The 20,540-nt window shown below is 34.8% G+C and carries 20 protein-coding genes; 11 read left to right on the top strand and 9 right to left on the bottom strand.

All coding sequences use genetic code 11. The features are described 5' to 3' along the window. Window positions 1-33: 33 nt before the first annotated feature. The 3 genes from BST91_RS04520 to BST91_RS13145 form a co-directional block, all read right to left on the bottom strand. The gene (locus BST91_RS04520) at window positions 34-411 is read right to left on the bottom strand and encodes a LysM peptidoglycan-binding domain-containing protein (RefSeq protein WP_042278678.1); all 378 of its coding nucleotides are present in this window, start codon (window positions 409-411) and stop codon (window positions 34-36) included. 91 nt (window positions 412-502) lie between these two features. Beyond that, window positions 503-1,243, bottom strand: coding sequence for a YebC/PmpR family DNA-binding transcriptional regulator (locus BST91_RS04515; RefSeq protein ID WP_060522580.1), 741 nt, complete (start codon window positions 1,241-1,243; stop codon window positions 503-505). Between the two features lie 146 nt (window positions 1,244-1,389). Then, window positions 1,390-1,563 (bottom strand): hypothetical protein, encoded by a 174-nt coding sequence (locus tag BST91_RS13145; protein ID WP_167341914.1) that lies wholly within the window; start codon window positions 1,561-1,563, stop codon window positions 1,390-1,392. Between the two features lie 213 nt (window positions 1,564-1,776). On the opposite strand from BST91_RS13145, the gene fumC reads away from it, so the two are divergent. Beyond that, window positions 1,777-3,171 (top strand): class II fumarate hydratase, encoded by a 1,395-nt coding sequence (fumC, locus tag BST91_RS04510; protein ID WP_060522581.1) that lies wholly within the window; start codon window positions 1,777-1,779, stop codon window positions 3,169-3,171. An 82-nt stretch (window positions 3,172-3,253) separates the two neighbouring features. Here the strand turns inward: fumC and BST91_RS04505 are convergent, their stop codons facing one another. From BST91_RS04505 to BST91_RS04495, 3 genes are read right to left on the bottom strand one after another with little or no spacing between them, the layout of a single operon-like run. Beyond that, window positions 3,254-4,552, bottom strand: coding sequence for a sugar MFS transporter (locus BST91_RS04505; protein ID WP_085774618.1), 1,299 nt, complete (start codon window positions 4,550-4,552; stop codon window positions 3,254-3,256). Between the two features lies 1 nt (window position 4,553). Further along, complete coding sequence (locus BST91_RS04500; protein ID WP_085774617.1) at window positions 4,554-5,540, bottom strand: isoaspartyl peptidase/L-asparaginase family protein; 987 nt, start codon at window positions 5,538-5,540, stop codon at window positions 4,554-4,556. Window positions 5,541-5,576: 36 nt separating this feature from the next. Beyond that, window positions 5,577-8,525 carry a GH92 family glycosyl hydrolase gene (locus BST91_RS04495; protein WP_085774616.1) on the bottom strand — a complete coding sequence of 983 codons (2,949 nt, stop codon included), beginning with the start codon at window positions 8,523-8,525 and terminating at the stop codon, window positions 5,577-5,579. A gap of 141 nt (window positions 8,526-8,666) precedes the next feature. On the opposite strand from BST91_RS04495, the gene BST91_RS04490 reads away from it, so the two are divergent. Genes BST91_RS04490 through BST91_RS04470 form a run of 5 tightly spaced genes read left to right on the top strand, consistent with a single transcriptional unit; the run spans window position 8,667 to window position 11,715 of the window. Beyond that, window positions 8,667-9,029 carry a DUF2200 domain-containing protein gene (locus BST91_RS04490; RefSeq protein WP_085774615.1) on the top strand — a complete coding sequence of 121 codons (363 nt, stop codon included), beginning with the start codon at window positions 8,667-8,669 and terminating at the stop codon, window positions 9,027-9,029. 51 nt (window positions 9,030-9,080) lie between these two features. Further along, window positions 9,081-9,893: a hypothetical protein gene (locus BST91_RS04485; protein WP_244895689.1), complete on the top strand. Its 813-nt coding sequence runs from the start codon at window positions 9,081-9,083 to the stop codon at window positions 9,891-9,893. A gap of 4 nt (window positions 9,894-9,897) precedes the next feature. Further along, window positions 9,898-10,185 (top strand): hypothetical protein, encoded by a 288-nt coding sequence (locus BST91_RS04480; RefSeq protein ID WP_085774614.1) that lies wholly within the window; start codon window positions 9,898-9,900, stop codon window positions 10,183-10,185. Next, complete coding sequence (locus tag BST91_RS04475) at window positions 10,164-10,823, top strand: ATP-binding cassette domain-containing protein (protein WP_085774613.1); 660 nt, start codon at window positions 10,164-10,166, stop codon at window positions 10,821-10,823. The genes BST91_RS04480 and BST91_RS04475 overlap by 22 nt, the downstream gene beginning before the upstream one ends. A gap of 55 nt (window positions 10,824-10,878) precedes the next feature. Continuing rightward, window positions 10,879-11,715: an alpha/beta fold hydrolase gene (locus BST91_RS04470; protein ID WP_085774612.1), complete on the top strand. Its 837-nt coding sequence runs from the start codon at window positions 10,879-10,881 to the stop codon at window positions 11,713-11,715. A 74-nt stretch (window positions 11,716-11,789) separates the two neighbouring features. On the opposite strand, the gene BST91_RS04465 is transcribed toward BST91_RS04470, so the two are convergent. Continuing rightward, complete coding sequence (locus BST91_RS04465; protein ID WP_042278672.1) at window positions 11,790-12,140, bottom strand: 4Fe-4S dicluster domain-containing protein; 351 nt, start codon at window positions 12,138-12,140, stop codon at window positions 11,790-11,792. Window positions 12,141-12,175: 35 nt separating this feature from the next. On the opposite strand from BST91_RS04465, the gene BST91_RS04460 reads away from it, so the two are divergent. The 3 genes from BST91_RS04460 (at window position 12,176) to BST91_RS04450 (ending at window position 15,415) form a co-directional block, all read left to right on the top strand. Further along, window positions 12,176-13,288, top strand: a complete 1,113-nt coding sequence (locus BST91_RS04460; protein ID WP_085774611.1) for an acyl-CoA reductase — start codon at window positions 12,176-12,178, stop codon at window positions 13,286-13,288. A gap of 73 nt (window positions 13,289-13,361) precedes the next feature. After that, window positions 13,362-14,423: a 3-phosphoserine/phosphohydroxythreonine transaminase gene (gene serC / locus BST91_RS04455; RefSeq protein WP_042278670.1), complete on the top strand. Its 1,062-nt coding sequence runs from the start codon at window positions 13,362-13,364 to the stop codon at window positions 14,421-14,423. 32 nt (window positions 14,424-14,455) lie between these two features. After that, complete coding sequence (locus tag BST91_RS04450) at window positions 14,456-15,415, top strand: D-2-hydroxyacid dehydrogenase (RefSeq protein ID WP_042278669.1); 960 nt, start codon at window positions 14,456-14,458, stop codon at window positions 15,413-15,415. 83 nt (window positions 15,416-15,498) lie between these two features. On the opposite strand, the gene BST91_RS13140 is transcribed toward BST91_RS04450, so the two are convergent. Together BST91_RS13140 and BST91_RS04445 are read right to left on the bottom strand one after the other, a co-directional pair. Then, window positions 15,499-15,645, bottom strand: coding sequence for a hypothetical protein (locus BST91_RS13140; protein ID WP_167341906.1), 147 nt, complete (start codon window positions 15,643-15,645; stop codon window positions 15,499-15,501). Between the two features lie 88 nt (window positions 15,646-15,733). Continuing rightward, on the bottom strand, window positions 15,734-16,321 hold the full coding sequence (locus BST91_RS04445) for an RNA polymerase sigma factor (protein WP_042278668.1): 588 nt from the start codon (window positions 16,319-16,321) through the stop codon (window positions 15,734-15,736). Between the two features lie 209 nt (window positions 16,322-16,530). Between BST91_RS04445 and uvrA the strand changes: the two genes are divergently transcribed. Beyond that, the gene (gene uvrA, locus BST91_RS04440) at window positions 16,531-19,335 is read left to right on the top strand and encodes an excinuclease ABC subunit UvrA (protein WP_085774610.1); all 2,805 of its coding nucleotides are present in this window, start codon (window positions 16,531-16,533) and stop codon (window positions 19,333-19,335) included. Window positions 19,336-19,414: 79 nt separating this feature from the next. Continuing rightward, window positions 19,415-20,497: a magnesium/cobalt transporter CorA gene (gene corA, locus BST91_RS04435; RefSeq protein WP_085774609.1), complete on the top strand. Its 1,083-nt coding sequence runs from the start codon at window positions 19,415-19,417 to the stop codon at window positions 20,495-20,497. Window positions 20,498-20,540: the final 43 nt, after the last annotated feature.

Raw genomic sequence — 20,540 nt, 5'->3', positions numbered from 1 at the left:
AGCGGTTTAATATTTATATTCTATCTAATACAATTATAGATTAGGAATTTTCAATTCTTGACCTGGATGAATCACATCTGGATTTTTAAGAACATCATCATTTGCAGCAAAAATTTGGTGATATTTCATTGGGTCACCATAATAGTGTTTTGCAATCTTACTTAAAGACTCACCACTTTCTACTGTGTGATAAGCATATACAGACTCATCTGCAACTTTAATATCAGCCATTATATCAGATGGTGAATCTCCACCTACCTTTTTAATCTCATCCCAAAGTAAGTTTTTTTCATACTGAGTTTTTGCAGTACCTCTTACTTCTAATTTGTCGCCGTTCACTTGTACGTCGCCGTTCTCGATATTTAGTTTTTCACCTAAATCTAGAACGCTTTGATATTTTTGCTTTACCATTTTAAATTCATTTTTAAATTAGAGATTGAAAGTTACAAAATAAAAAGTCGGACATAAAAAAGTTTTCTAAGAAACTTTAATTGTCGACTAACTACTCTTCTTTCATGGTGTGATACACATTGTTCACATCATCGTCCTCTTCTAACTTTTCTAATAACTTGTCTACATCTTCCCTTTGTTCTTCAGTAAGATCTTTTTGAACAGTTGGGATGTATTCAAAGTCGGAGCTCAGTATCTCTGCACCCATTTCTTCTAGAGCTTTCTGTATAGCACCATAATTTGCAAACTCTGCATAAATCATGATTCCATCTTGAGAGTTTTCATCTTCCTCATCGGCTTCATCTTTGAAAAGCTCTTCCGCGCCAAAATCGATAAGCTCTAGTTCCAATTCTTCTAGGTCATAATCGGCAGCAGCAATTCTAAAATGACATTTGTGATCAAACATAAACTCAACACTTCCTGATACGCCTAAACTTCCATTACATTTATTGAAATAACTGCGCACATTGGCAACCGTTCTATTATTATTGTCTGTAGATGTTTCTACTAGAACAGCAATACCATGCGGTGCATATCCTTCAAATAAGACCGTATCAAAGTTTGCTGTATTCTTGTCAGTTGCTTTTTTAATTGCTCGTTCGATGTTTGCCTTAGGCATGTTCACCGATTTTGCATTTTGAATTACCGCTCTTAATCTAGAATTACTATCAGGATCAGGTCCACCTTCTTTAACTGCTATTACAATGTCCTTTCCTATTTTTGTAAAGGCTTTGGACATAGCACTCCAACGTTTCATTTTACGTGCCTTGCGAAATTCAAATGCTCTTCCCATATTGTTTATTTAAATTTTAGGTGTAAAAATAGTGGACTACTGTTTTACACGCAAAGTTTATTTATACTAGGTTTAATCTAATTAAAAAGCATAAAAAAACCGCTTCTCAATAAAGAAGCGGTGCCTTATATGTATATAAATCAAAATTAAGATTCTAAGTTTTTCTTCTTAGCCTCTCTTTTCATCTTCATACGTTCCATTGTACTTCCAAAAATCCAGTAAGGAATAATTACTACTGTAAGTAGAATCATCAACCAGAATCCTATTGAAAGTATGATGAAAAATGCACCGAAACCTAAAAATTGATCAAATTCAAACATGTTCTTTAGTTTATTGCTGCAAAGATAAGGGCTTTGTCTTAAAATAGAAAACTACACTTAAGATTTATAAACATTTTATTGTTGATAAACCTGGTGTTGATTCCGCTTTCGCGAAAGCGTAAATACTACCAACCTATACTTTACTGAAATCATTAACCTTACCTTATAAATAGAACTCTAATCAAGTTTTATATTTGTGCAAAATTCAACCCAATGGAATACAGAATAGAAAAAGATACTATGGGACCTGTTGAGGTACCAGCTGATAAATTATGGGGCGCACAAACCCAACGCTCTAGAATGAATTTTAAAATAGGTCCTGCAGGAAGCATGCCGTTAGAAATTGTATATGGATTTGCTTACTTGAAAAAAGCTGCCGCTTATGCAAACTGCGATCTAGGTGTCCTAGCCGAAGATAAAAGGGATTTAATAGGTCAAGTATGTGATGAAATTCTAGAAGGTAAACATGATGATCAATTTCCACTAGTTATCTGGCAAACTGGATCAGGTACTCAGTCAAATATGAATGTTAACGAGGTGGTTGCAAATAGAGCTCACCAACTCGCTGGAAAAACAATAGGTGAAGGAGAAAAAACTTTACAACCAAATGATGATGTAAATAAATCTCAATCATCAAACGACACATTCCCTACTGGCATGCATATAGCTTGCTACAAAAAGGTAGTTGAAAATACCATTCCAGGAATTAAACAATTGCGCAATACCCTGCATAATAAGTCAATCGAATTTGATAATGTAGTAAAAATAGGTCGTACCCATTTAATGGATGCTACACCTCTTACATTAGGTCAAGAATTTTCTGGTTACGTAAGTCAACTTGATCACGGAATAATCGCCCTTGAAAACACCTTAAAACATTTAAGTGAACTTGCCTTAGGAGGAACTGCTGTAGGTACTGGCTTAAACACTCCTAAAGGTTACGATGTTAAGGTGGCAGAGTACATTGCAGAGTTTACTGGACTGCCGTTCATAACTGCAAAAAATAAATTTGAAGCTCTAGCAGCACACGATGCTCTTGTTGAAACACATGGTGCTTTAAAACAAATTGCCGTTTCATTGAATAAAATTGCAAACGACATAAGATTAATGGCATCTGGTCCTCGTAGTGGAATAGGTGAAATTATTATACCTGCAAATGAACCAGGAAGTTCAATAATGCCAGGAAAAGTAAACCCTACTCAATGTGAGGCCTTAACAATGGTTTGTGCACAAGTAATGGGTAATGATGTAACGGTTACCGTAGGTGGAACTCAAGGTCATTACGAACTTAATGTTTTTAAACCTGTTATGGCTGCTGCTGTGTTACAAAGTGCAACTTTAATCGGTGATGCCTGTAGAAGTTTTGATGAAAATTGTGCTAGCGGTATTGAACCTAATTATGATAGAATCAAAAATCTATTAGACAATTCGTTAATGCTTGTAACAGCTCTTAATACCAAAATAGGATATTATAAAGCTGCAGAAATAGCAAACAAGGCACACGAAGAAGGCACTACACTTAAAGCTGCTGCCTTATCCCTAGGTTATTTGACCGAAGAGGAGTTTAATGAATGGGTTAAACCAGAAGAAATGGTTGGTCACAGATAGATGACCTTATCCATATTAAAAAGCCGCTAGTTTTATTACTAGCGGCTTTTTATTTATCTAGGCTAAAATTGGATTGTACCTGTCACGTCGTTTTACGAATAAAACCAAAAACAACTATATATAAGTAACAACAAATTGGTAATAACAAGGCCAGATTAAATCCTGAAAAATCAATAAGAGCTCCAAAACAAATCGGTATTATAGCTCCACCGGCAATAGCTGTACATAATATTCCTGATGCTTTGGCTTTTAAGTCACCTAATCCTTCAAGAGATAATGAAAAGATAGTCGGAAACATTATAGAATTAAACAGACCTACTAATAAGATCGTCCACATAGACCACAAACCATCGGTAACAATCGAAAGTAAAATCATAATTACTGCCGAAATTGCAAATCCTATTAAAACATAATGAGGTCGCCAGATACGCGTAAGAAAAGAACCTATAAATCGCCCTATCATAGCACCTGTCCAATAAAAGAAAACAAAGGCACCTACAACAGCCTTTGCATCCACAAGTGCCAGATCATTTTTGCCTAAAATGGTACTAGCTATGGTTTTCATAAATGTGCTATTTTGAATATGTACAGGTAAATCGTTTTCTATAAAATAATTAAACATATAACTACCCAAAGCAACCTCAGCACCTACATACACAAAAATTCCGACTGCTCCTAGCCATATAATAGGTTTAGATAATAATTGTGAATAGGTTCCTTCTTTCTCCTCATTTACTGCTGGTAGCTTTATAAAAATAAATCCTATTACTAATAAAAAAATGAAGCCTGCTACAAGTAAAAATGGACCTTGAACGGCTGTTGCTTCTCTCAGATAATATTCTTCTTTGGCTACATTTGATAAAGCGTCTATTTCTTTAGAGCTTAATATAGTGTCACTTAATAAGAATGCAGCACCTGCAATAGGTGCTATGGCAGTACCTAATGAATTAAAGGCTTGTGCTAGATTAAGTCTACTACTTGCACCTTTCTCAGGACCTAAAACAGCTACATAGGGATTTGCTGCTACCTGTAGAAAAGTTATTCCTGCTGCCAGCATAAAATAGGCCAGTAAGAATATGCCGAAAAGTCTGTATTCGCTTGCTGGATAAAAGAGCAAACAAGCCAAAGCCATGGTTGATAAGCCAATTATAACTCCTTTTTTATATCCTACCCTATCCAACATAAAACCAGCTGGAATAGAAAAAATGAAGTAAGCTATAAAAAAGGCAAATTGAACTAATCCAGCTTGGAAATAACTAAGCTCAAAAACATCCTTTAATCTAGGTACCAAACTATCTACTAGAACTGTAATAAAACCCCATAGAAAAAACAGAGTAGTTACAATGGCAAAGGCACTAGTGTATTTTTTATCTTGTGCCATATTATGACTTTTTGATATACGAGTCAGACTCTATTCTTGTATTCTTTTGATCTTTATACTCCATCATAGCAAATCCTGGATGAATACAGTAACTACCTGTTTCACCTTTCTTATTCATGGCTATGTAAGCAACTTGAAACTCTTTGTAACCGGAATTTTTAGAAACTACTCTTTGTACAGCTTCTTCACAAGCTTCTTGAGGTGATTTTCCTTGACGCATTAATTCAACGATAAGAAAACTTCCTACGGTTTTCATGATTTCTTCGCCCATACCTGTAGCCGCTGCTCCACCTATTTCATTGTCAATAAACAACCCTGATCCTATTATAGGAGAATCTCCTACTCTACCTCTCATTTTATAAGATAATCCCGATGTTGTACAAGCACCTGCAATATCACCGTTAGTATCCATACATAACATTCCTATGGTATCGTGATTTTCAATGTTAATGATAGGCTTGTATTCACTTGTTTTCAGCCATTCTCTATAGGCTCTTTCTGAATTTTCCGTAAGCAAATTTTCTGAGACAAACCCTTTTTCATAAGCTAATTCTTCGGCACCTTTTGCTGCTAGCATTACATGTGGAGTGTCCTCCATAACTACTTTGGCTAGTGCAGCAACATTAGTTATATTTTCCACACAAACTACTGCACCTGCATCTCCATTGCTGTTCATTACGCAAGCGTCTAGTGTGACATTTCCTTCACGGTCTGGTGCACCACCTTTACCAACTGTTGTATTTTTTACGTTCTCTTCTTCGACTGCTACACCTTTTATAGCCGCATCGAGTGCATTGTAATCATTCTCTAAAGCTAGTCCAGCTGTTTCATTGGCTTTGGTAAATCCCCAAGTACATATTGATACAGGTTTTGTTGTGTTTTTCATTGTAGCTGTTTTTTTGGGTTCTACACAACTAAGAACAGTTGCTCCTAGAGATAAAGCGATACCACCTTGGACGCTTTGCTTTATAAATTTTCTTCGTTGCATAAAAGTAATGGTTGATTGTGATTAACTTTCTTTTATTTAATTGATAACTATTTCATCGGTGAAAATCCAAGCCTCACCATCGTACGGATATCCTAAATGCCATTCTGGTAATTTACCATACGTAGTAGCTTTCATTCTTATATACCTCACTTTATTTAAACCAAGAGTTTCATATCTAGGTCTAAAAACGGCAGACTCTTCTTTTTTACCTGTTTCAGGTAACATTTTAAAAATCTTTTTTAGTAAGTTGTTATTCTCATCATAGAATTCAAAAGTCACATCCTTTGGGTAAAAAATCCAGCTGCGTTGATCCTTTAAAAATCCTGGGGAAATACTATTTATAGATCTTGATTCACCCAAATCAATGGTAACATCCAAATTTTCACCTTGAGTTCCTTGCCATGCTCCAGAGCGAAAATCCTCTGTTCCTTGCATGCCATTAATCAAGGCATCATTTCCACCAGCACTGTATTCATTGGCATAGCTGTGATTAAGTGTGATTTTAATATCCTTATTGTATTTATAAAAAGTGGTAGTTACCGCTGGGCTGCTAGCACCATCTTTTTTAGAAATAACCGTTAGGTCTCCAGCATTATAAATGGTGATGGGTTTAGAATATTCTTTCCAACTACTATCGCCCAGCATATAAAACATTTGTGCATTGGACTGTAAAGTGTTTAATTGAACCACGGTGCTATCGGTAAAAGCGATGGAGCCCTTTTCTAAAAAGGGTGCTGTAACTATGGGATACTCGTCAATTGCAGATTTTGGTCTGTTAGATTTTTCTACTGCCCAATCTGTAGGTTCTTCACTCATGGTAAATACTAGGGTTCCACCGCTGTTTATTTGTTCATGGGTGATGAATGATTGAGTGTGTGGTTGTAATTCCGCTTTCGCGAAAGCATAATCAACACTGGCTATATACTTACCACTACCCTTTTTAATAATCGTCAATTTATTCCCATTTTCTAGATGAATGGTAGCCTTATCAAACAAAGGTGTCCCGATGATATAGTCATTACTTCCAGGTGTCACTGGATAAAAGCCCAGGCTGCTCAATACGTACCACGCGCTCATTTGACCACAATCCTCATTTCCAGAAATACCGTCTGGTTCGTTTGTATAAAGCGTTGTCAAAATTTCGTGAACCTTTTCTTGCGTTTTATGTGGTTTACCTACAAAATTGTACAAATATGCCATGTGATGAGATGGTTCGTTTCCATGTGCATATTGACCTATAAGCCCAGTAATATCAGCCTGATGTCTACCACTTGTTTCCATAGGTGCGCTGAACATTTGATCCAGATGCTCTTCATAGGCTTCTTCGCCACCCATTAATTCGATGTGACCCGAAATGTCTTGTGGTGCGTACAAGCTGTATTGCCATGCGTTAGCTTCGGTATAATTGAAATTTACCTCTTCTGGTTTAAAGGGTGAGAACCATGTATTACGCTGGCGACCTTGGAAAAATCCCGTAGCTGGATTGTATAGGTTTTTGTAATTCTGCGCGCGTTGTGTAAATAACTTATAGTCCTTAGTTTTCCCTAAGTCTTTTGCAACCTGTGCTAGTGTCCAGTCATCGTAGGCATATTCCAGTGTTTTAGAAACACTCTCACTTTCTTGTTCTACTGGTATATAGCCTAAAGATTTATAGTGTTTTAGGCCTAGCTTGTCTTGCATAGCGCTATGTCTCATGGCTTCATAGGCCTTATTCACATCATAGTCTTTAATCCCTTTCATGTAAGCATCTGCTATGATAGGAACACCGTGATATCCTATCATACAACCCGTGTAATTACCGCTTAAATCCCAGATAGGAAGAATGCTGCCTTCGTCATATTTTGCTAGCATGGTATTTACAAAATCGTTAGTACGTTTTTCATCGATGATAGTGTACAATGGATGAGCAGCGCGATAGGTATCCCACATGGAGAAAACAGTGTAATAATTGAATTCATTAGATTGATGAATTTCTAAATCCATCCCGCGATAGCGACCATCAACATCTTGGTACAAATTAGGAGCAATCATTGTATGATACAATGAGGTGTAGAAATTGGTTAGATTATTTTCATTGTCATCTTCAACCACAATTTTTGAGAGTTCTTTTTCCCATGTTTCATTGGCCAATTGCCTTATTTCGTCAAAGCTTTTATCGCCTATCTCGGTTTCAAGATTACGTCTAGCGCCAGCTTCATCTACTGGGCTAATTCCTATTTTGATAGTGATGGGTTCGTTGTTTGGATTGTCGAATTCAAGAGCCATCACCTTAGGCGTTACTTCATAATCAGTATTCCAATTCTTAATAGGATGCGACGTTTTCATATAAAAAAACAGCATTTGTTTTGTCGCCCATGCACTAGAAAATCGTTTTCCTTGTATTTCTGTGTTTGAAAGAAATTGTATGTCGTGTTCTAATAGCTTATCACGATGTAAAAGGTCTAGAATGACATAATGGTTATCGGGTTGTTGATTGGATTCGCTTTCGCGAAAGCGATATTCATGTATTCCAGCACGTTCCGTCACAGTTAATCGCACATCAATATTTGTGTCGTCCAGGTGTACTTCATAATAACCAGGACTCGCTTTTTCATTGTCGTGAGAAAATGAAGAACGGTATCCTTTTTCACCATCAGCTCCATTATTGAGTATAGGCTCACGCGTAGGCATCAATAAAATATCACCATAGTCGCTCACGCCTGTACCGCTTAAATGAGTATGAGAAAAACCATAGATTTTATTGTCGCTGTAGTGATATCCACTACAACCATCCCATCCATCTAAACGAGTATCTGGTGATAATTGCATCATCCCAAACGGCATTGTTGCACCAGGATAAGTATGTCCATGACCACCAGTTCCTATAAACGGATTGACAAATGAGGTAAGCTCTTTAGATTGATAAGCAGCAGAAGTTGAAGTGGCGTCTTCTTTACAACAAACAAACAATAAAGCAACGCCAAATAAGGTTATAAGTTTTTTCAAAGCTAGTTTTTGATATTGAATTGTTAAAGATAAAGAATATGCAACATAGCAAAGTGTTTGATAATCATGGCATACTGATTTGAAGCATCAAGCTTTTTTGCGTAATAAAGTTTAAATTTGATTAGTTATAAATTTGAGATTATGTCTACCACACCAGAACACGATGAACGCATTGCCAAATTAATTTTTGCTTCTGTTTATCCACATTATGTAACTAAAGTTGAAAAGAAAGGCAGGACTAAAGAAGAATTGCACGAAGTAATTCAATGGCTTACTGGCTATAGCGAAAAGGATATAGAAAATAAAATTGCAGAAAAAGTTACGTTTAAAGATTTTTTTGAAAAAGCCACCATCAACCCTAATGCTGAGTTGATTAAAGGTGTTATTTGTGGATATCGTATTGAGGAAATTCAAACTCCACTTACAAAACAAACCAGATATTTAGACAAATTAGTAGACGAGCTGGCTAAAGGGCGTAAAATGGAAAAGATTTTAAGAGGATAATATATGATACTAAATAGATGTACCTATTTCTGTATAATTCTCTTAAGCTTTATGTTATCATGCAAAAACAAAGATTACAATAAGGAAGAAAATCCAAAAAAGAAAGAACTTGAACAACCAACTTCCGCTTATGTTGAAACTGTAAGGGAAATTAAATTTGATTCCGAATCAAAGGTTATACATTCGGTTGTAGCCTTATGTGACAATAAATATCAAGGTATTGCTCCTGTTCCTTCTTTTTTAGGTAACGGTCAAGAAACAAAGTCTAATCTCTATTGGGGTGCTTCTTATGGATTAAAAACCACGTTTAAGAAAAGCCTTGAGTGGAATTTACTACGAAGCGAATTTATAGATTCCGTTATATTAGAAAGACTAATTTTTAAACATAAGACCAAAAATTGTTATTTAATCGCCGATGCCTATAACGGTAGACATATTAAAAAAGCTACTGAATTCTTACTAGGAAGTGCCTCTGGAAAAATAAAAGATACTGTTGTTATCAATAATGAAACTATAGGAATAGCAGGAAATTCAGAATTGATAACGTATCAAGGTCATAATGGATTAATGGATTTTAATTTGGATAAAAATTATGAGACTTTAGATGGAAAAAATCGTGACATTATTATTCTTGCATGCTATAGTAAAAATTATTTTGAACCAGCTCTTAAAGATTGCAAGGTTAATAATTTGATTTGGACGACTGGGTTAATGGCGCCAGAATCATATATTCTAGACTCTGCCATTAAAGGTTATTTAAATTCAGAATCAAACGATGAAATAACAAATCGAGCTGCTGAATCTTATAAAAAATATCAAAAGTGCAGTTTTAAAACTGCGAAAAAACTTTTAGTTTCCAATTAAACTAATGAATCTTAAACCTTTACTACTCTTTCATTATAAATTGATACCGTTAAGCTTATTCTTATCTGTATGTATTACTTTATTAGTAGGTAGTTGGAATAGTTTTGGTCAAATCGCGACCTTGGTAGGAGTTTCTACTCACTATGTTCAATATGAATATAGAAAACCAGAAGAATATGCTTTTTATTTTAATCTAGGATGGTCGCGTAAAAGATTGTGGTTATCTACAATCCTATTTTATTTAGTTATTGTTTTGTTGAATGTACTGGTATGGATAATATACTACAGGTAGATAGTGTTGAAAAATCTTTTGGTAATCAAAAATTATTATCCGACATCTATTTAGGTTGTAAAACTGGCCAAGTTGTCGCGGTAATTGGACGTAATGGCTCAGGTAAATCAACATTATTTAAAATTATTACTGGATTAGAAAAATCAGTTCATTCATTTGTTTGCATAAATGATCGCCCCATAAATAGTAGCTCTACTATCTCTAAATTCATTAATTACTTGCCGCAACATCATTTTTTACCCAATCAAATAAGAGTAAAAACCATTTTAAAATTGGTTAATTGTAATAGGTTGTTTAATCATAAGTTGATTCAACCTTTTTTAAATAACAAACCAAAAGATCTCTCTGGTGGACAATTAAGACTTATTGAGGTTTTGATAACTATATACCAACCTAAAGCGTTTACCATTCTAGACGAGCCTTTTAATGGACTTAGTCCCTTGGTTATTGATGAAATATGCCTTTCCATCAATGAAATGAAAGCACATAAAGGTTTTATACTTTCTGATCATCGATATGAAGATGTCCTCAAAGTTTCTGATCGTCTATTTTACCTGAATAATCGACACCTTAAAGAGATAAAATCCAAAAAGGAATTAAAGGGATTATCTTATTTACCCGATTATCTAACAAATTAACAATTCTATAAAATACAGTTTACCTTAGTCTTTTTAACTTGAAATCAAAAATTTTATGCCTTACTTAGAAAAACTTACCGATCAAAAAGATCTAGATGCTAGTATTTATTTTGAAGATCAAGGAGATGGAGATCCAATTATACTTATACACGGCTGGCCATTGAGCGGTGCAATGTGGGAATACCAAGTTCCTGATTTAATAGAAGCCGGCTATAGAGTGATAACTTATGATCGCCGTGGTTTTGGCCGCAGTTCTAGACCTTATAAAGGTTACGATTACAAAACTATGGCTAGTGATTTACATGATCTAATTGATCAACTTGAACTTGAAAAAGTTACTCTAGTTGGTTTTTCAATGGGTGGTGGCGAGCTAGCACAATACGTTGCCGATTATGGAACCGATAAAATCAATAAACTAATTTTTATTGCAAGTATAGCACCATTCCTACTTCAAACAGATGATAATCCAACTGGAGCTCCAGATGATGTTTTTAAAGGTATGGAGCAAAATGTGAAACAAGATCGATTAGGTTTCTTAAAAGAATTTGGTAAAGGATTTGTGAACTATGAGGACAACAAGGATCGCGTTTCTGAAGGTCAACTTAATTATAATTTCCAAATAGCAGCTCAAGCAAGTCCTAAGGGAACGCTAGATTGTATAGGTGCTTTTGGACGCACTGATTTACGTGAGGCACTCAAAAAAGTTGATGTTCCTACCCTATTCATTCACGGAGGCGCAGATGAAATCGTTCCTATCGAGCCTAGTTCAAAACAAGGACATTCTTTAGTTAAGGACTCAAAATTAGAAATTATAGAAAACGCGCCACATGGTTTGTATGTAACCCATAAAGAAGAACTTAATAAGCTTCTTCTAAATTTTTTAGGGCAATAATAAGTGAGACTCATAATAAATAAAAAAGCCGATACTTTAAAAAGTATCGGCTTTTAACTTGTCTAATAATCAGGTTATTCCTTGTGCATAAAAGCTTGTTTAGCTTTTAATTCCTCTTCAGTTTCTACAATGTCCTCATCTGGAACACAACAATCCACCGGACAAACTGCGGCACATTGAGGTTCTTCATGAAAACCTACACACTCTGTACACTTATCAGGAACAATATAATAGAACTCATCGCTCACAGGCTCTTGAGTTTCATTTGCATCTACTTCTTTACCGTTAGGTAAAACAATTTGCCCATCTAGGTCGGTACCATCAGCATAGCGCCAGTCATCTGCAGCCTCGTAAATAGCTGTATTTGGACATTCTGGTTCACAAGCGCCGCAATTAATACATTCGTCAGTAATTATGATTGCCATAGCTTTTCTTTACTTTTGCACAAAAATAATGCCCATTGAAATCACTGGCAATTAATACCACGTTAAATGATAGAATTTCCGCTTTCGCGAAAGCGGGACAACTACTATCCTCTTTTTTACAACCCGATTCAAACCATGAATCTTCAAATTCTTGGAATCAACGCATAGAAGAAAGTTTGCAGCAGGCTGAAAGAAAAAACAGCTGGTTCACAAGAGAAAACTTAATTCATGCTATTACCCAATGGTCACAAGCTCTATTACCTGAAAATCTTGAACAATGGACCAATGGATACGATTTAAAAAAGGTTAACGGTAAAAGAGTAGCCATTATAACAGCCGGTAATATTCCACTTGTTGGATTTCACGATGTTTTATCTGTAATAATAAGTGGTCATCATGCTATCATTAAAAATAGCAGCAATGATGATGTGCTTATACCTTTAATATTGGATATGGCATCTACATATAAGGAAGACTTAGTTAGCTCGTATAGTTTTGTAAAAGGACAATTACCAGAATACGATGCCGTTATTGCGACAGGAAGCAATAATACATCTAGGTATTTTGAATATTATTTTAAAGGGAAACCGCACATCATAAGAAAAAACCGTAATAGCATAGCGGTAATAACAGGAAAAGAAACTTTAGAGGATATGGAAGCCCTGAGTGAAGATGTCTTTAGATACTTCGGCCTAGGTTGTCGTAGCGTAAGCCATCTTAAAGTTCCTAGAGATTACAACTTTGATTTGTTTTTTAATGGCATGTATAAACAGCGCAATTTAATCAAGTTTGAAAAGTACACGAATAATTACGATTACAACAAGGCTGTTTACTTAATGAGTGAATTTGATTTACTTGATAATGAATTTCTATTAATTAAGGAAGAGAATAAAAGTTTCTCATCTCCAATTGCTTCTTTAGGGTACAGCTATTACGATAATCTTAAACAGGTTGCCGAAGAAATTAGTCAGAAAGCAGAAAGTTTGCAATGTGTGGTTATTAATGATGTAGATCGTGAAAAACTAGCTCCTAATTTTAAAGATCTAGCGGCACCACAATTCGTTAATTTTGGTCAAACCCAGTGTCCTACTTTAAATGATTACGCTGATGGTGTAGACACTATATCGTTTTTGTTGACATTATCTTAAAATCTTATTGGAATTATAACAAGTTTAAACGCTTTGTTTTGCATTTTTGTGTGGTATATTCAAAAACACCATTATGCTTAAGCACAATTTTAGCGCAGGACCTTGTATTTTACCTCAAGAAGTTTTCAAAAAAGCAGCTGCAGCTGTTCTTAATTTTAACGATTTAAGTATTCTAGAAATTTCTCACCGTAGCAAGGATTTTGTTGAGGTGATGGAAAAGGCTCAAAATTTAGCACTAGAACACCTAGATCTTACCGATAAAGGTTATAAAGCGCTCTTTTTAGGTGGTGGCGCAAGTATGCAGTTTTTAATGGTTGCCTATAACTTACTTGAAAGTAAAGCAGCTTATTTAAACACTGGTACATGGTCTACTAAGGCGATTAAGGAAGCAAAATTATTTGGTGATGTGATTGAAGTTGCTTCTTCTAAGGATCAAAATTTCAATTATATACCGAAAGGATACACAGTACCTAGTGATGTTGATTACTTTCATTTTCAAACTAACAATACCATTTTTGGAACTCAGTTAAAGGATGACCCAACTGTAAGTGTTCCTATGGTATGTGATATGAGTAGTGATATTTTTTCACGTAAGCGAGATTTTTCTAAATACGATCTTATTTATGCCGGTGCACAAAAAAATATGGGTCCAGCTGGTACTACTCTTATTGTGGTGAAAGAAGACATATTAGGAAAGGTGTCACGCAGCATTCCTTCCATGCTAGATTATCAAGTCCATATAAGTAAAGACTCTATGTTCAACACACCACCAGTTTTTCCTATCTATGTGAGTATGTTGACGATGGAATGGTTAAAAGATAACGGAGGAATTGAATGGATTGAAAAAATCAATAATGAAAAAGCAGCATTAGTTTATGATGAGATTGATCGCAATGAACTTTTTGAAGGGTTTGTAGCAAATAAAGAAGACAGATCTATGATGAATCTTACCTTTAACTTAGTGAATGAGGATCATAAAGACACCTTCAATAAAATGTGGCAAGAAGCAGGGATTAATGGATTGAATGGTCACAGATCTGTAGGTGGTTATAGAGCAAGTATGTATAACGCTCTTACTTTAGAGAGCGCTCAGACTCTAGTAGATGTAATGAAAGAATTAGAACGTAAAGCATAATTAGTCCCAATAATTGAACAAATAAATTAAGAATGAGCAAAAAAGTATTAGCTAACGACGGTATCTCACAAAGCGGAATTAACGAATTAGAAAAAGCTGGCTATGAGGTGATCACAACAAATGTAGCTCAAGACCAATTAGTTAACTACATCAATAATAATGATGTAAGTGTTATATTGGTGCGTAGTGCGACTAAAGTACGTAAAGATATTATCGATAATTGTCCCAGCCTTAAAATAATAGGCCGTGGTGGCGTAGGAATGGATAATATCGATGTGGAGTATGCACGTGATAAAGGACTTAAGGTGATTAATACACCAGCTGCAAGTAGCGCTAGTGTTGCCGAACTTGTTTTTGCACACTTATACGGTGGTGTACGTTTTCTTTATGATGCAAATCGTAACATGCCATTAGAAGGTGATGAAAATTTCAAAGGGCTTAAAAAACAATATGCCAAAGGTGTAGAATTACGCGGAAAAACGATTGGAATAATCGGTTTAGGTCGTATAGGTCAAGAAGTTGCAAAAATTGCAGCAGGAATAGGAATGAATGTTGTAGGATATGATCATAATGCTACGACAAATCCAAAAGTAAGTTGGGACCTTTTTGATGGGCAATCTGTTACCGTAGAAATTCCGTTGTTAGAGAAAGAAGATGTTATTAAGAATGCGGACTTTATAACTCTTCACGTGCCAGCTCAATCGGAATATGTTTTAGGAACTAAAGAATTTCAAATGATGAAAAAAGGAGCGGCTGTGGTAAATGCTGCTCGTGGTGGTGTTTTAGATGAAGTAGCTCTTGTAGAAGCTTTAGAAAACGAGCACTTATCTTTTGCGGCATTAGATGTTTTTGAAAAAGAACCTAAACCAGAGGTGCAATTACTCATGAATAGTAAACTATCATTAAGTCCCCATATTGGTGCTGCTACTAATGAAGCTCAAGACCGAATAGGAGTTGAACTTGCTGATCAAATTAAAGCAATATTAGGTTAATAATATATCTAATAACCAATAAAAACCCCATTCATAGTAGCTTTATGAATGGGGTTTTCTTCTAGAAATCAAAAATTTAAAGTTTAATTCTTTGATGCTTCAAATGTCATTTTGTTATACTTAGTAATGTGTAACGATTTTGAAAAATTGAGTAAAAACTTAATCGTTTCTTTGCTCGGTCCAGTAGGTTTCACTTGTTCTGGTAATGATTCATTGTAAAGTTTTGCCATGAGCGTTAATTTGTTTATTCTCTTTTTTAACGTCCATAGTTTCACAATATTATAATCAGCACCGTATTTTTTTCATTTTAACGTAACCTTAATTATCTGTTAGTATAATATTGTGCTGTTCAATTATTTTTCTCAAGTTGATAAGAGCATACCTCATTCTACCGAGAGCCGTATTAATGCTTACCTCAGTTTGTTCGGCGATTTCTTTGAAAGACATTTCCTTGTAGATACGCATTTTAAGAACTTGTTTTTGATCTTCCGGTAGTTCTTCGACTAATCGCTTTACATCGGCATGTACTTGAGAGAGTATCATCTCAGTTTCTGTAGAATCAGCACCATTACTGATTACATCAAATATGTCAAAATCATTTCTAGATTGAAATTTTGGCATACGCTTGTTTTTACGGAAATGGTCTATCACTAAATTGTGCGCTATACGCATTACCCATGGTAAAAACTTACCTTCTTCATTATACTTTCCCTTTTTTAAAGTACGTATTACTTTAATGAAAGTATCTTGAAAAACATCTTCAGTAATGTCTTTATCCATTACTTTAGAAAAAATAAAACTGTAGATTTTTTGTTTATGTCGGTTTATTAGAACCTCTAGCGCGTATTCCTTACCTTCTATATACTGTCTAACCAAAACAGCATCCTGAACATTTTCCATTCTCATAGTACAACTACTTTAAAGTGAGTTATTTTGTTATAACTCGTATCGTTAATGTGATTTAAAGTAAAATTGTATCTATAGGCAGTTGTTCAATTGTATTCGGCTAATATATAAACTTTTATAAAACAAATGCAAAAATTTGGACCAACTTTTAACAAATTAATAGATGCGTCACAATTTATATTAGTTTAAGTAGGGTGTATTTTTGTAGTATGTCAAAGACTGAATTTTTTGAAGAAATAGATACTCTTAATCCAAAAGAGAATATTTTAATTAAAGGAGCACAACTTCACAACTTAAAAAATATCAATGTAGTCATACCACGTAATAAGCTGGTAGTTATTACCGGTTTATCAGGTAGTGGTAAATCTTCTCTTGCATTTGACACATTATATGCAGAAGGACAACGTAGGTATGTTGAAAGTTTATCCTCATACGCAAGACAATTTTTAGGACGTCTAAACAAGCCTAAAGTCGAATATATCAAGGGTATTGCTCCGGCAGTAGCTATTGAACAAAAAGTAAATTCAACAAATCCTAGAAGTACGGTAGGGACAACCACAGAAATCTACGATTATTTAAAATTACTTTATGCTCGCGTAGGACGCACCTACTCTCCTATTTCTGGGAATGAAGTAAAAAAAGATACTGTAAGCGATGCAATCGATTACGTAAAAAAGCAAGAAAATGGTAGTAGAATGCTTCTCACAACACCATTGATTGTCAAAGGTAAACGCTCGGTCAAAGAGCAAATAGAAGTATTACAGCAACAAGGATATACTAGATTAAAAATAAATGATACCGTTTATCGAATAGACGATGAAGATCTTACTTATAAAGAAAAGGATTCTTTGAGAATTGTTGTAGATAGAATTGTTAAAAAGGATGATGAAGATTTTTATAACAGACTAGCCGATTCAGTTTCAACCGCCTTTTTCGAAGGAAAAGGAACAGCTTATATAGAACATGTAAAACAAGATAAAGAGCACATGTTTAGTAATGCTTTTGAATTAGATGGCATGGAGTTTCTAGAACCTAATGTACATTTATTCAGTTTTAATAATCCTTATGGAGCTTGTCCAAAATGTGAAGGCTATGGTGATGTAATAGGTATTGACGAGGATCTTGTTATTCCTAATACAGCACTATCTGTTTATGAAGGAGCAGTATTCCCTTGGAAAGGGGAAAGCATGTCCTATTATAAAAATCAATTAATTAAAAATGCATCAAAATTCAATTTCCCAATTCACCGTCCTTGGTTTGAGTTAACAGAAAAACAAAAGAATGTCGTTTGGGAAGGAAATAAGTACTTTGAAGGAATTAATGACTTCTTTAGCGAGCTAGAAGCCAAAGCGTACAAAATTCAAAATCGTGTGATGTTATCACGCTATCGTGGAAAAACAAAATGCTCACAATGTCATGGTACGAGATTACGTAAAGAGGCTAACTACGTTAAAATTGATGATAAAACTATTACAGATCTTGTCACGTTACCCATTAAGGAATTAATTCCGTTTTTTGATCAACTACAACTTTCGGAACATGATGCTAAAATTGCCGAAAGACTCCTTATAGAAATAAATAGTCGTTTACAATTTTTGAGTGATGTAGGTCTAGATTATCTTACCTTGAATCGTAAATCAAATTCTTTATCTGGTGGAGAAAGCCAGCGCATTAATCTCGCCACGAGCTTAGGTAGTAGTTTAGTTGGTAGCATGTACATTCTAGATGAGCCCAGTATAGGATTGCACCCTAAAGACACCACTAGATTAATTAAAGTTCTCAAAAATCTAAGAGACTTAGGAAATACAGTGATCGTAGTAGAACATGATGAGGAAATCATGCAAGCAGCCGATGAAATTATCGATATAGGTCCAGAGGCAGGAACCTACGGTGGTGAAGTGGTGGCTACTGGAACACTAAAAGAAATTTTAAATCAAAACAGTCTTACGGCACAGTACTTAAATGAATCACTAGAGATTCCTGTACCTAGCAAACGTAGGAACTTCAAATACTACATAGATATAAAAGGTGCCAGGCAAAACAATCTTAAAAACATTGATGTTAAGTTTCCACTAGGAGTTCTTACCATGGTTACTGGTGTAAGCGGTAGCGGTAAATCTACTTTAGTAAAACAAATATTATATCCAGCTATTCTCAAAAAATTAGGTGGTTATGGTAAAAAGGCAGGTCATTTCACAAGTATAGAAGGAAAATTTGAAAATGTAAAAACTGTAGAATTTGTTGATCAAAACCCAATAGGTCGTAGCTCTCGCTCTAATCCTGTTACTTACATAAAGGCCTACGATGATATTAGAAACTTATTTGCAACTCAAAAGGTTTCAAAAATTCGCAATTACAAACCCAAACATTTTTCATTTAATGTAGAAGGTGGTCGTTGTGAAACTTGTAAAGGTGAAGGAGAAGTAACCATTGAAATGCAGTTCATGGCCGATGTCACCTTACAGTGTGAAACATGCAATGGTAAACGGTTTAAAAAAGAAATTTTAGAAGTAGAATTTGAAGGTAAAAACATTCACGACATTCTTAATATGACAATAAGTGATGCCGTTGCGTTTTTCAAAACTAACAAACAAGATAAGGTTGCAAAAAAATTACAACCGCTGTTGGATGTAGGTTTAGGATATGTAACCCTAGGACAAAGTAGTTCTACCCTATCTGGTGGTGAGGCACAACGTATTAAACTTGCGAGCTTTCTCGTTAAAGGAACCACTTCAGATAAAACGTTATTCATCTTTGACGAACCTACTACCGGTCTTCATTTTCATGATATCAATAAATTATTGGACAGTTTTAATGCTCTTATTGACAAAGGACATTCTGTTATCGTAATTGAACATAATATGGATTTAGTAAAATGCGCCGATTATGTTATTGATCTAGGTCCCGACGGTGGTAAACAAGGAGGTAATCTTGTAGCATTTGGTACTCCAGAAGAAGTTGCTCAGGTAAAAGAAAGTCATACCGCACCATATATTTCTCAAAAATTGAAGTAATTCTACTTGTTAGGTTGTTATAATTGCGCTTTCGCGAAAGCATAATAAATAGTAACTTTAATAGTATAATAAAATAGCTATGCCTAAAAAAATCATCAATAAACTAAGAATTAAAAGAAAGGCAGCGCCTAAAACTTCACAAACAGTATTTACACCACCAGGAACTATATCTTACGTAGGAGTTCATCGTGAAGGTGAAGTAATAACTGAAACTATAGCTTACGGTCCAGAGCATTATGAAAAGCATGATAAAATTGTGTATAGTTTACCCAATGATTATGTAAAATGGTACAATCTGGACGGAATTCACGATATAGAAAAACTTAAGAAAATAGGGAAACGATTTGATATTCATCCTTTATTACTAGAAGATGTAGCTAATACTACACAACGCCCTAAAACAGAGTTCTATCCCAATTACGTTTTTCAATGTATTAAAATGATCTCTTACGATGAAAAAGATCATGATATTGAACAAGAACAAGTTAGTATAATCTTAAATGAACATGAAGTTGTAACATTTCAAGAACAAACTGGTGATGTTTTTGGGAGTGTGCGCAGTAGGATAGAAAATAATCATGGAAGAATAAGAACATCAGACAGTGACTATCTATTCTATGCACTTATAGACAGTGTGCTGGACCATTATTTTATTGCTATAGAAAAAATAGGAGATTATCTAGACGTTCTAGAGGATGAAATATTCAATGACCCAGAAAAAGAATCTCTAAATAAAGTACAAAATAACAAACGTGTACTTATTAATTTACGACGTTCGGTTTATCCATTAAGAGAATCAATAAGCAGGCTTTTAAAAGAAGAATCTAGGTTTTTACAACCACAGACAAAAGCTTATTTTCAAGATGCCTACGATCATTGCATACAAATTATTGAGACTATAGAATCCTACAGAGAAATAAATACAGGATTAAAAGATATGTATTTATCTAGCGTAAGTCATAAGATGAATCAAATCATGCAGGTATTGACTATAATAAGTAGCATATTTATACCAATGACTTTTCTAGCAGGAATTTACGGGATGAACTTTGAGCATATTCCCGAGCTTACATGGCAACACGGATACATGTATTTTTGGATAATCTGTGCGGTAATGTTTGTAGGATTAATAGTATTTTTTAAATTCAAAAAATGGTTATAAATTTGACTAGATAAAATTTTAACATTTATCATTTTGTTTGAAG

Origin of the sequence: Nonlabens tegetincola (assembly GCF_002117085.1) — a bacterium.
In the GTDB taxonomy this organism is placed as follows: domain Bacteria; phylum Bacteroidota; class Bacteroidia; order Flavobacteriales; family Flavobacteriaceae; genus Nonlabens; species Nonlabens tegetincola.
Note: the sequence above shows the minus strand (reverse complement) of the source record. Positions and strands in the feature narration are given on the sequence as shown.